Raw genomic sequence first — 13462 nt, 5'->3', positions numbered from 1 at the left:
AACATGAAAAAGCTGATCATTATCGTTGTTCTGTACACGCTCAGTCATTCCGTGTATGCACAATCACCTGACGAGGGTGTTCCTCCTCTGCTGCTCGGGATAGGCGGCGGAGTTCAGTTCGCCTGGCACAGCGGAGCCATCACAACATACGAAGGCGCGTACGAGTGTTGTACCTTCGCCGATGGTACCGGTGCGGGCCTGGTACTCGGTGCGAGGGGTATATTTCACCTGAGTGGCCCGTTCTCCCTGCGCGCCGGTATTGGCATGGAGCGGCATGACGGAGAATTCTCCAGTGTCCGTCTGGCCTACCCCATGTTATCCAGTGCCAACTCCATCGAATATGTGGATCTGGACGAGGCTCTCGACACCCGCCTCTCCACCTTGACGCTGGAAGCGGAAATGCAGTATCTCGTGCTGAGCCCGGGCCTGTATCTGTCAGCCGGTCCCGCGTTGCATATCCCCCTGACACGTGAGTGGACGCATACCACGACGATAACCTCGCCCTCCGATGTGCGATTTCTCGATGGATCGACAAGCAGAACGCTGGTGGACGGAGAGATCCCGGACGCCTCTCCCTGGCTTTCCCTGCGTCTCGGCGCGGGTGCGTTGTTGCCTGTCACACGAGGGATGTATGTGAATCCGGAGGTTCTCTATTCGATAGCCCTTTCGAATGTCCGTACCGCGTCCTCATGGTCCGTGGCCGGATTTCAGATCACACTCGGGATGTATGTAGGGCTGTAAGAGCACGCAGGGTAAAAGCCGCGCGTATCGTACCGCTGCGGTCGTTGAAGAGAATGTGAAGCAGCGTACACGCACGTCTCATTGCTCGTAATGCCGGCTTTTCACTTCGACGTGTTGGCCTCGGCTCGTATCACACCAACCAACGGAGATGTACGAAGCGGCCCGTGTCAACAATATCCGAATTAGGATTGGCCAACTATGGCGGGGCTGCGAGACCGGCTGATTCAGGATGTCAGTGACGGAAATGGAACTTGACCCGATCTGCTCACGGGCGCCTATCCCTGAGTTCAGGGATCATGTCCCGACGGTATTCAGGACAGGGTACCTGCCAATAATCGCATCAGCGCAGCTTTTCCCCGCGGAGCATATCGTCCAGCGTCTGGCGCTCACGTATGACTGTCCATGCGTCGCCCACGACGGCTACCTCGGTTGCGAGGGGCCGGGAGTTGTAGGTGGAACTCATACTTGACCCATATGCGCCTGCGGAGAGAATCGCCACAAGCTGGCCGCGTTGCAGAGAGGAGGGAAGCTCCGTTCCCGCTACAAAGACGTCGCTGCTTTCACACACAGGTCCGACCACGTCGCAAAGCATCGGCTCCGCATTCTCGTCGCGTTGCACGGGAATGATGGCGTGACGGGCCTGATACAGCGCGGGCCGCATAAGGTCGTTCATGCCTGCATCCAGGATGACGAAGGTGCGGTTCGGTGCCGAGGGTTTCAAATGCTCGACCGAGCAGAAAAGGGCACCTGCGTTGGCCACGAACGACCTCCCCGGCTCCGTGATCAGCTGTATGGACGCGGCGCGGTCGCCAAGAACATCGCGTATGACATCGGCCAGAGACTCCGGTGACAGTGCGGATTCGTCCGCCGCATACGGCACCCCGAAGCCGCCGCCCACATCCACCACGTCCGGTGCTTCGGGGAGCAGCGGTGTGATATCGTCGAGGACTTTGAGCAACAGGCGGAGCGCGTCGCGGTAGGGATCGGTACTGACGAGTTGCGATCCGAGATGGAAGGACAGACCCGCGATGCGCACGCCCGGCAGCCAGCTTTCCTGCGATGCCAGCGTACGGATATCGGCGGGATTGAGTCCGAATTTATGCGATGCCTCGCCGGTGGAAATGTAGGGGTGCGTGTCCGTCTCGATGTCGGGATTCAGGCGCAGGACAATGTTGGCGCGCACCCCGCGCCGGGTTGCTAATTCGCTGATGAGTCGGCATTCGCTGGCGGATTCGACGTTGAAATAGGCGATGCCCGCGTCGAGGGCTGCGGCGATGTCGGCGGAGGATTTACCCACACCAGTCATGATGATACGCGTGGGATCGGCGCCCGCTGTGAGGCAGCGATGTAATTCGCCGCGGGAGTTCGCATCGAAACCGCAACCCGCGCGCGCAAGCATCCGCAGCAACGCGAGCGAAGAATTCGCCTTCACCGCATAGCAGGTCTGATGCGTCAGCCCCGCGAAAGCGTCGCGGTGTTCGTGGTACCGTGCGACGATGGAATCGAAATGATACACCCACACCGGAGTGCCGGTCTCCCGTGTAATGTCGGCGATACGGACAGGTCCGCAGTGCAGCGATCCGTCACGGTAGGAGAAGCCGTCTGCGAAGGTCATAGCGAGGCCTTTCAATGTTCAGTGAAGAAGGTGCGGCGTGCTGTACTGCGGCTGATTGAAGAAAATACCGAGCCGTTGCATTTATTCAAAAATGCCCGGTTCCGAAATCGTGGAGAAAAATTCGTCATGCAATTCGAGTACGGCTTCGGGTACGCGCGCATCGTCGATCACCATGGTCAGATTGATCTCCGATGCGCCATGGCTGATCATGTCGATGGGAATGTCGCGCAGACGACCGAACACCCGCCCCGCGATCCCGCGCTCGGATTTAAGCCGTTCGCCCACGATGCAGATAATCGCCTTGTGTTTCTGCACCGAAATTTGTCCGTATTCCTCAAGTTTACGGATGAGCGGCTCCAGCGAGGGAGTGGACTCGATACTGAGGGAAAGACTGACCTCCGACGTCGTCACCAGATCCACCGAGGTGTGATACTCGGCGAAAATGTCGAAGATCTTTTTCATGAAACCATAGCTGCCCAACATCCGCGTCGAGGAGATGTTGAGAATGGTGATGCCGCGCTTGTAGGAAATGGATTTTACCGCGACACTCGAGGACGCGACCTGCCGGCGAATGAGCGTGCCGCTGGTCTGGGGCCGGCGTGAGTTGAAAATGTACACCGGAATGTCTTTTTCTATGGCCGGGAGCAGCGTGCTGGGGTGCAGTACCTTTGCGCCGAAATAGGCCAGCTCGGCCGCTTCCTGAAAGGACATCTCCCGGATGCGCAGGGCGTTGGGCACGATGTTGGGATCCGCGGAGAGAATCCCGTCCACATCAGTCCAGATTTCGATGTCTTCCGCGTCCATCACCGCGCCGAAAATGGCCGCCGAGTAATCCGATCCGCCACGACCGAGCGTGGTGGTCACACCCTGCCGGTCTGCGCCGATAAACCCTTGCAGGACGGGGACAATGCCTTTCTCCACACGGGGACGGATGTGCGTGGTACAGGCCTCGGCGATGTCGGCGAGCATCGGCTCAGCCTTCCCGAAACCGCTGTTGGTGATCATGCATTTACGCGCGTCGAAGAGCTCGGCCTTGACTCCGTGCTCGCGCATTGCTATGGCGGCGATCGCCGTGGACATGCGTTCGCCATACGACATGACGAAATCCAGCACGCGCGGCGAGAGGTCGCCGGTGATGGAAATGCCGTAGAGCAGACTGCTGAGTTCCTCGTCCAATCCCTTGAATTGGCGGATCAGCGCATCCTGCTCCTTGAGTCCCTGGATAAGATTCAGGATGATTTCGTAATGGCGGTCAATAATCTTTTCCTTCAGCACCGCCTGGGCTTCGCTGCGTTTGCCGGTGGCCGCCAGCTCGCCGCAGCGAATCAGCGCATTGGTGATACCGGACGCCGCCGACAGTACGACGACAGGCCTGCGTTTCAGACGTCCCTTGACGATTTCGCAAACGTTGGAGATGGCGTTCGCGTCCTCCACGGACGTCCCGCCGAATTTCATGATGATCATGTTCTCATATCCATGTTCAAAGCACCCGTTCGGGTGAATCATAAAAATACGGAATTTCGCGGATAATCATCGGACGGCGGAGTATCGCGCGGTCTTCACATCGTGGCCGAAGCGGGGTGCGGAGAGCATCCAGTCGGCATTGCAGCTGCGGGCGGGAATGTATTTCATTCGCATGATCGGTGCGGGGGCCCTGGCAACGCGCGCGGTGGTGGTGCGGTAGAGACGCCCGGCCGGACGTCTGTACGGGCGGTGGTGCGGCCGAGAGCAGAGAGCCGAGAACAGAGAGCAGAGAGCAGAGAGCAGAGAGCCGAGAGCAGAGAGCCGAGAGCCGAGAGCAGAGAGCAAAGAGCAGAGAGCTGAGAGCAGAGAGCACGGCCGTGCAAGATCGCTCGAATTGCACAAGTGCCTTTGTTTGGGAGGCGGGTGGCGTCGGATACACACAAGAGCCAGGCAGCGGTTATAGTTCTTTGTGCGGACATCCGTAACGCACGACCGTGCTCTCTGCTCTCTGCTCTCTGCTCTTTGCGCCGCGCCCCCAGCACGACCGTGCTCTCCGCTCTTCGCTCTCTGCCTCCTCCCGAACTGAGGCACTTGTACGGTGCGAGCGCCCCCACACGGCCGTGCTCTCCGCTCTTTGCTCTCCGCTATTTGTCATTTCCGTGCGTCCGTAAAAGACAAAACCGCCCATTCCGGCCCATTTTCGATGGGGACGAAAAAGTGACCTCTTTTTTTTTCAAGACATTTTCAGCACCGGACCCGAGTGGTTCTATTTATGGGATAGAGCGCCGTGACGCACTATGAACGCGGCGCTCAGCCTGACGCCGGAGGCGCGGAGTCATGCTCTCGTGTGATGTTGTGATGGAATCATTCATGCTCCCGCCGCCTCGCTCTCCCGGTTGTGGCCGCCCCGCGGTCGCAACAAAACCGTCAACCTGATCGCGCGGATAATGCGCGCCCAACCCGAGGAGTCCGGGAGTGACCGTCCGGACTGATGAGCGGAAAACTTCATGCGGCGAAGCGCGACAATAATGCGCTCTTACCCCTGCGGATACCGCTCAAAACCCGATTGCACGCATACCGGTCCAAAAAGACGGTTTGCAAATTATCACACTTTTACCTACCATTCTCTTTACGAGGAGTACCTTGATGAACCGAAAACCTTCCAGCAGTACAGTACAGTACAGTACAGTACAGTACAGTACAGTACAGTGCCTTTGCTGTCCGCTGTACTGATTTTATCGTGCGATGCCTCTGCGGTGTCGCCTTCCTCCTCTGCCTGATGGCGATCATCCCGGATCATAGCGCAATTGCTCAAGTGGAGTGGAAGGATCCGCTCACCTGCGGCGCCATCGGCGATCAGATCAATCCCACCGTCGCCCGGCCGTCGCAAGCCGACTACACCATCGTTTTCTGGCAGGACGACAGAGGTCAGGGATCGGATTTCGACATCTATTGTCAGAAGATCGACAACTTCACCGGCCTGCCGCAGTGGCTGCCTCCGGAGGGCGTTCTCGTATGCGGCGCCGCGGAAGCGCAGATCGAACCCCGGGCGGCGTATGATTCGCTCGGCGGCGTGATCGTTACCTGGCTGGACGCCAGAAACGGCTACTACACCTCCATCTATGCGCAGCGGCTCGATGCGACCACCGGCGCGCTGGACCCGAACTGGCTGGCGGACGGTATGCCCGTGCGCGATCTCGATGGCAACGTGGAGCATGTGCGCATCGCGGGTAACAGCGACGGGGCGTACATTACCTGGCTTGATCACCGCTCCGCAACGGCGGGTTCCGGCGGACGGCTGGTGTACGCGCAGTACATTCTCAGCGCCACCGGCAATTGGCCGCAGGGCGTCAACTGGGTGCAGAACGGTATACCGGTATCGGCAAGTCCGGGAAACGATCAGGAGTATCCCGAAATCGCCCGCGATTACATTTTCAAACTCGACGCGAATCAGGTGGTCAAAGCCGGCTGCGTGATAGCGTATCAGGACCAGACGCGCCACGGCAACGGCGTCGATTACTGGAATGTGATGGCCACGAACATCGACGCGGACGGAGTCCGACAGTACGGCGGCAACGACATTCCCATGGCCGCGATAGACGCCGATCAGCTGCATCCCCGCATCGTCTGCGGCGGAGCCGAGGCAACAGCCGATCAGCCGCGCGCAATCGTGGTATGGCAGGATGCACGGCAGGATCCGAATGCGCCGCTCTACGATATCATGGCCCAGGTGATCTACGCCAGCGGCACGGTGAGCAATCCGGGTACCGGCGAGGTGATCTGCGACATGGGGGATTCGCAAATCCTCCCCATCCCGGTTATCTATGAAAATCCACAGCATTCACCCAACTACGGCGATCCGTACATCCCCTACGTGAGCGTGGTGTGGCAGGATTTGCGCGATGCGCAGACCAGCGGCATCGATCTGTATGGGGGCACGTTCGATACCCGATTCATCACTCTGGCCAATCCCTCCGGCTCCGCGGGCGAGCTTGTGTGCGCTCTCGGCGGCGATCAGACCGAGCACGCGCTCGATCATATCAACGGCGGCGACGAGGTGAACATCGCCTGGCGCACGCCCGGCCAGTATCAGGGTGGGTATGCGAATGCGGATATTCATCACCAAAAAGCGACGATACCATCGTGGAGTTTTCAGCGCCCGTACAACGGCTGGCCGGTGACGGAGGCCAAGGGCGACCAAGTCCTGCCGGAAGTCAGCGGCGAGGTGATGGTGTTCCAGGACCGCCGCAGACAGCCTATAGTAAACGACAATCGCAACGACTGGGATATCCACTGTCAACTTTCCGGCGAATGTGTTGGTCCCGCGGCCATGCGCTGGCGCGATATGTGGGCCAAGGTCACGAACATCAGCGACGCACAGAGTTACCGCATGGCCACCGACGAAGAACACAACGTCTTTGTGGTTTGGGATGAAATCCGATATCCCAACCAAGGACGTCAGGTGTACATACAGAAATTCGACAAGCACGGCGTGCCGAGGTGGGATCTTGGCGGAGTCCTCGTGAGCGACCCGAGCGTCACGGATAACGCCAGACACGCGGATGTTTCGATTGACGGAAGCCGCGGCGCTCAGGTGGCCTGGCAGCAGTACAATCTCGCCGGAAGCATCGAGGAAGTAGTCTATGGACACATACGCTACGATGGTGTGGTGAGCAGGCTTACCCTCACCCCACCAGCGACCAGTCTGGGTATGATTGAACCGAGCATTGTTTTCACTCCTCCCTCGATACAGAACTCGTGGGATGAGGGAGCTATAATCGTCGCGATCAATCAGACTGGAGCGGCGCGCGAACGAGTGTTGTATCGGATGGATGTCGTTTCCTTCGCTCCGGTTGCGTCCCCTCCCCCGATCCCGATGGGCGGTACAATACCGGAGTACTTCGAAATTAAAATAGTTTCGGATGGTGACGGTGGAGTTCACATCCTTTCGCGAACAGAAAGTACGACAGTTCCACCCACCAAGTACATTAATGTCACTTCGATGGTGGAGGACAATGTTTACCCATATTTCGTCGCATACCAGGATGAGGGTTTACAATACACCGAGTTCAACGGTTACGACATAGACGTGGACCTTGCCTGGCCGGTTCCGCACAGACCGATACTGGTCTACGCGATGGCCTTGCCCAGCCTGGACCCGGAATTGATCATCTCATCCTACGATGGTTCACAGGCGAACGCCGGCACGCGTTTTATCGGTATCCCCTGGCCGGATGGTGGTATAGCCACCGCTTCGCAACCCAGCATCGTTTCGGACAACTATGACCGCGGGAATGTAGGCGGTATGCTCATCGCCTGGAATCAGGAGTATGTCAATGGAATGTCGCAATTGCGCAATCGCGTGCTGTCCGAGCATGTCTACTTCTATTCGAATACCCACTCGGTTCCGCAGGGTGGACCGCTCGTACTGAGCATGGACCTTACGGAAAAAACCTGGCCCGACATCGCAAGGATGGAGTATCCCATACCGGGACAGGAACCGTTGGGCATGGTTGTCTGGCAGGGAGGTGGAGAAACCTCAAGCTGCTCTCCTCCCCGCCCGACTGAAATCTACAGTCAACTGGCGGGATACGAGGTTAATGTCGATCGCGGGTTGTATTGGACACAGGAAATGATGGTCGCGCCGGGTCCGGGAATGTACCATCAACTCCGTCCGACCATCCAACCTTCCGACGATGGTACATTCTCGACCTTCTGGCTCGACACCTGGGGCGGCACCGCCAGCCCCATGGGTACGCGCATGTATCGTATCGACGACGATAACATCGGTTGGAAGAAGCGGAGCGAGAAAGCATCGCCACTGAACCTCACCGCATCAGTGTACCCGAATCCGGTGGGCACCGACGGTGCTATTACCGTTCTTCTCTCGAGCGAACGTGAACAGTATACGCGAGTCTTTATCACGAATGCCCTCGGGCGCACCGTGGCCCAGTTGCATGACGGAGTCTTGCGCGAAGGTTTGACGTCGATAGCCGCCGGTCTGCCGCGCGGACAGCTACCTTCCGGCACGTATTTCGTGAGCGCGATCACCGCGGGCGGTCGCACTCTAACTTCCTTTATCGTCCTACGTTAATCACCTTGCCCGCCGGGATCGCACTGATCCCGGCGGGCTTGTATATATTCGAGAGGTGTGAAAAATGCTGCGCTTACTCACGTTGTGTATTTTGCTTCTATGGGTAAATGCTACCGATCTCCTCGCACAAATCAGTCATCCGGAGGTGCTCGCACCACCCGCAGAATTTATCCGCAACGTCGGGCAATGGGATGCGAGCGTAAAGTATGGACTGCTGGTACGTGGCAACGCCGCGATGCTCACAGACGATTGTATCACGTTGTACACACGTTCAAAGCGGTTTGCGGAGAATGCGAGCATTGAAAGGGAGGTGCGCTCAGCGGATGATGGTCCCTTTTACGATGTCCGGCGAATCAGTTTTATCCGGCCGTCAAAGCATAGTCATATCCGGGCGCTCGACACCAGCGAGGGCGTTGCACATTTCTATCGTGGTTCCGACAACAATACCTGGCATGAACATGTGAGCACCCATCGACGCGTCGGATATACCGAGTTGTGGCCCGGGGTCAACGCGGAAATGGAGAACACAGCTCGAGGGTTAGCGCTGACATTCAGTGCTCAGTCGAAGGAGAGTCTTGAGAGTGTCCGTCTTCTGGAGCAGAGTCCAGAGAATCCCTCAGGCCGCCTGCTCATACCCGGGCAATCAAATAATACGATATCACGCTCGGCTGATTCGCTTTCCTTCACATTCAGTGTGAATCTGGGTACATACATCGGCGGAGGCGGCATCGAGTATTCGTACGGCATGGCGCTCGACGACGCGGGCAGTATCTATGTGACCGGCGAGACCAACAGCGTGGATTTTCCTCTCGCGAATTCATATCAATCTGTTATGAAAGGTGGATATGACCGTTACTTGCTGAAGCTGAGTTGCGACGGACGACGAATATTGTTTTCGACGTATATCGGCGGGAGCGGCATGGAGGAGCGAGGAATTTTTTACTGGGGGTGGGGCCGAAGCGCTGTATATACATTTCCCTCCGACACTTACCGACTCAGTGTGTGTGGTTCACGAATATATACAATAATAGCTACGGACTCAAAGGATTTTCCCATCACTCCTGCTGTAGTGCAAACAACTCGCTCATCTGATTCGATAGCCACAGTTGTTGTTTTCAACTCGAACGGAACACTTTCGGCGAGCACTTATCTGAGCGGTCCGGGCTTGTTCGCCCCCGAAGCACTCTGTGTTGATGCCTCGGGGGATGTTATCATCACGGGTGCGGTAATGCATGATTCTCTCTGGTTCATCACGCCTGGGAGCGTTCAGTCCACCATTCAGAATACGGGGTATCCCGCTTTGCTTGCGGCCGCCGTGGTGAAGCTGACGCCAGATCTCCGGAATATCGTGTTTGGGAGCTATTGGCTTGCACCTGATGGCAACAATTCCCGCTTCCCAATGCGAAACCCTGAACGCCCGAATTGGTATCAGGAATCATCTGCAATACTTGAACCGCTCCAGGCGATGCGAGGCATAGATATGATTCCGATGGTCGATTCGAAAGGGAATATAATATTGACAGGATTTGCTGGAATGAACGATATTCCGTTAGTGAATCACCCAAGTGATACTTCATCACTAGGGTCGTTGTTTGCAACCAAGCTGTCTCCGGATGGAAAAAGCATTTCGTTCTCGAAACTTCTTGGTAGCGGAGACTGGAAATCCAGTTTGGAAAACGTACGAATCGATCACTTTGACAATCTTCATGTGACTGGAAGCACAACTTCACCGAACTGGCATCCGATTAAGTCCTTCCAAACATCAATAGACGGACACCCCCAACCAGTTTATTTAAAACTATCTCCAACAGGGGTTATTCTGCAAAGTTCCTACGGATTTCGCGGACAGGTGAATGCTGGTCTTGTGATAAATCATGATGCGTGCTCCAATGCATTATTGTTTGGTGTTGCCGAACAAACTGTAACCTTACCGTTGCTGAACCCGATCACTACTTCGCCCTGGACTCTCTGCAGTTACTCCTACCTTGTGTATCTGGACAATAGCGCTAATGAACCTGCAATGATCACATGGCTAAAGAATCCTAGCACCAATCCTACCTATCAGATCGCTGGCGACAAACGAAGCAACTTCTACGCACTCCACAAGTACTTCGACACCACCGGATTATACCGCGCCGAGTGTTTCGGTTTCGCCATAAAAAATGCTGCACTTCCCGAGTTCCGGGGTGGCGTCCTGGACGTATTCCTCTCCCGCTTCCGCATCGACGGCCTCTGCAATCCGCTCACCTGCTCCATCATCCTTCCCGACTCCATCCGCGTCGCATCCAGGCGTGGCTTTGCCGACCCGGATAGTTTTTTGGTCACCGTGGAGGTGGAGAATACGCTCGACTATCAGCCCTATCGGGCGCGTTACCTTGAGCTGGAATTACCCGATGGTCTTGCGCTCGATAGTACCGATCAAAGTCTGCTGGTACAGCCCACGCCCGATATTGTCGTGTACGGCGCGAAGCTGCGTTACTCTTGGCGCGTGCATGTGCGGCGGGGGTATGCGCTCAGGCATGGTACCGTACGCGTGCGCATACATTACGCCGAGCCCGAGGCGGCCGGAGACTGTCCGCCCGGTATCGGTACCTGCGAAGCGGAGCTGCCCATCCGGCTCTACGAAGACAAGGAACCGATGCTCCGCTGCACGCTGGAGGGTCCGGACTCGCTTACCGTGTCGCGAACGACTCTCGCGCCCAACCCCTTCGAACTGCGCTATCGGCTCAGCAATATCGGCGGGGACACCGCCGTCGTGGCCATGCTCAAACTGAGCGTGGGAATGGGCATGGGTGTGCGTTCTATTACACCCGCATCGCGTCCGGGACGGACATTGTTGCCGGGTGGCGCGCAGGAACAGGTCTGGCAACTGGAGGCCGAAGCGCGTCCTTATCCGCGCACCGTGCGCATACGCGTTCAGGCGGATGATCAATGGGGCTTCGATGTATCCGTCTGCGAGATGGAAATGTATATACCCGCCGTGCCCGCGCCGCTATGCTCGGTCGCGGGCGACAGCGCGGCCATGTACGATATTCGGCGAAATGTCCTGCTGCCTGATAGTCTGGTCCTGCTGCTCTCACTGGATAACGCCTGCGACACGTTGCTGGCAAATGTGCAATTGCGCTGCGATCTCTCCGCCGCTCCACATCTGCGTCTCCGCGCGGGACAGGAAGCGGAGTTGGACGCGTTCAGCATCCCCGCACGGTCAGCTCACGCGTCGCGTTGGGTGTTCGAGCTCGCTCAGGCGCCATCCAGCGATACCGGACAGCATATCCGCTGGGAGTACCGCGACGCGCTCGATACCACCTGGCGTGAATGCGGCGTGCGTATTCCGCTGTGCATACTCGATCAATCCCTCGTCTGCGATATCGCCGCTCCGCAAGTCTTGACGGAACAGCAACTCGAATATCATGAAAATGTACAATTAGCTTACACGCTCTCAAACGTAGGAACCGTTCCCGTCACCATCACCCGCGTCGATCTCGCAATCTCATCCGGTGCCGGCGTCCTCCCGCTCGACCCTCTCTCGCAACCCGGCGGCACGCTCGCGCCTAGCGGCAAGATTAGCAGGCAATGGCACCTGCGTCCACTGGTCCTGCGCAACGAGCGTACGGCCACTTTCGAAGTCACCGCCTACGGCGCCGCCGACAGCTTGCTCTCGGTGTGCACGCACGACATGCATATACCCGGCATAGACGGGTTGCGCTGCGACATCACTGCACCCGACACCGTTCGCTTCGTCCGCGAACCGCTGGGTTACAACCCCGATCCCGTACCAATAACGCTGGAACTGCACAATATTCTCGATACACCGGAGACGGGCATCGAGGCCGAGATCGATCTCACCGCCGCCCCGCGCTTCGGACTCGCGTCGGGCGAGACGCCGATCAAGACGCTCGCTTCCATCGACAGCAACAGCAGCGCACAACTGCAATGGCTGCTGCGGCCACTGCCAGCCTCCGCAACCGAAGCGCAGCACATCACCATCCGCTACCGCTCCCTTGAGCAAGGCGAATGGAAGGAGTGCACGACATCGATCATCGTCGAGGAATGGCCTCCTGTAAAGACAACGCACTGCGTTGTCTCCGGTCATGACTCATTGCACGCCGATGAGGCCTACGAACGCATCATCCCCGAGCCCTTCGAAATCTCCTACATCGCCACCAACACGGGCACCGTGGCGCTGCACAACTGCGCGGCTACGATTACGCTGCCTCCGGAATTCGAGCTCGTGAGCGACAGCGCCACGCTCAGCTTCGGCGAGTTGCGTCCAGGCGACGGCAACACGCGCTGGTGGACGCTCAAGACCACACCCGCGCTGGCGGACTTCGGAGCGTATGCCGTGAACTTCACCTGGTATAGCGACGAACAGGGCAGTAGCACTGGCTGCGATCACACCGTGCATGTGCTCAAAGACGCCTCCGGCGGCATGGTGTTCACGCCCTTGCATCTGCATTTCGAGGCCGAGCAAAACGATCCGCTCCCCGCCGCGCAGCACGTGCAGCTCTGGACGGGCGGCGGCCTCTCCATGCCGTGGATCGCGCAAGGCGGCCAGTGGTGGCTCAATGCCGATCCCGTCTCCGGCGATCACGCCGCCCGCATCGCCGTGCAACCCAACAGCACCGCGCTGCCCGTCGGCCTGCACGCAACGGCACTGACCATCGCGGGGCAAGCACCGAACCTCCCGAAGGATGTGGCGGTGACGTACCTCATCAAAGGATTGGTGGGTGTCGAGTCGCCGGCTCCGCTCATATCATTCGGCCTCGGTCCCGTCTGGCCGCAGCCCGTGCCGCTCAACGGCGAAGCGCGCATTCCCATCAATGTCCCCGCGGGCGAGTATGTGCGCATCATGCTGTATGACGCGCTGGGCAGAGAGGTGGCGGTGGTGAAGGAAGGCGTGATGCCCGAGGCGGATTCCGTGCTGCGTATCGTGCCATCGGCATTGCGTTTGCGGCCCGGGATGTATTTCATTCGCATGATCGGTGCGGGGGCCCAGGCAACACGGGCGGTGGTGGTGCGGTAGAGACGCCCGGTCGGGCGTCTGTACG

5 protein-coding genes are annotated in these 13462 nt (G+C 58.1%); 3 read left to right on the top strand and 2 right to left on the bottom strand.

Annotated elements, in window-relative coordinates; translation table 11 throughout:
* Positions 1-3: 3 nt before the first annotated feature.
* Positions 4-741 (top strand): hypothetical protein, encoded by a 738-nt coding sequence (locus tag M5R41_07640; protein ID MCZ7556257.1) that lies wholly within the window; start codon positions 4-6, stop codon positions 739-741.
* A 340-nt stretch (positions 742-1081) separates the two neighbouring features.
* On the opposite strand, the gene lysA is transcribed toward M5R41_07640, so the two are convergent.
* Entirely contained in the window at positions 1082-2356 is a 1275-nt protein-coding gene (gene lysA, locus M5R41_07635) for a diaminopimelate decarboxylase (protein ID MCZ7556256.1), read from the bottom strand.
* An 81-nt stretch (positions 2357-2437) separates the two neighbouring features.
* A complete protein-coding gene (gene lysC, locus M5R41_07630; GenBank protein MCZ7556255.1) occupies positions 2438-3820 on the bottom strand; it encodes a lysine-sensitive aspartokinase 3 in 1383 nt (460 codons plus the stop codon).
* Positions 3821-5060: 1240 nt separating this feature from the next.
* On the opposite strand from lysC, the gene M5R41_07625 reads away from it, so the two are divergent.
* Both M5R41_07625 and M5R41_07620 read left to right on the top strand, forming a co-directional pair.
* Positions 5061-8414 (top strand): T9SS type A sorting domain-containing protein, encoded by a 3354-nt coding sequence (locus M5R41_07625; protein MCZ7556254.1) that lies wholly within the window; start codon positions 5061-5063, stop codon positions 8412-8414.
* A 2020-nt stretch (positions 8415-10434) separates the two neighbouring features.
* Positions 10435-13437 (top strand): hypothetical protein, encoded by a 3003-nt coding sequence (locus M5R41_07620; protein MCZ7556253.1) that lies wholly within the window; start codon positions 10435-10437, stop codon positions 13435-13437.
* Positions 13438-13462 lie beyond the last annotated feature (25 nt).

Source organism: Bacteroidia bacterium, assembly GCA_027493955.1.
Taxonomy (GTDB): domain Bacteria; phylum Bacteroidota; class Ignavibacteria; order SZUA-365; family SZUA-365; genus JAOSJT01.
This window is presented reverse-complemented; position numbering and strand designations above follow the sequence as displayed.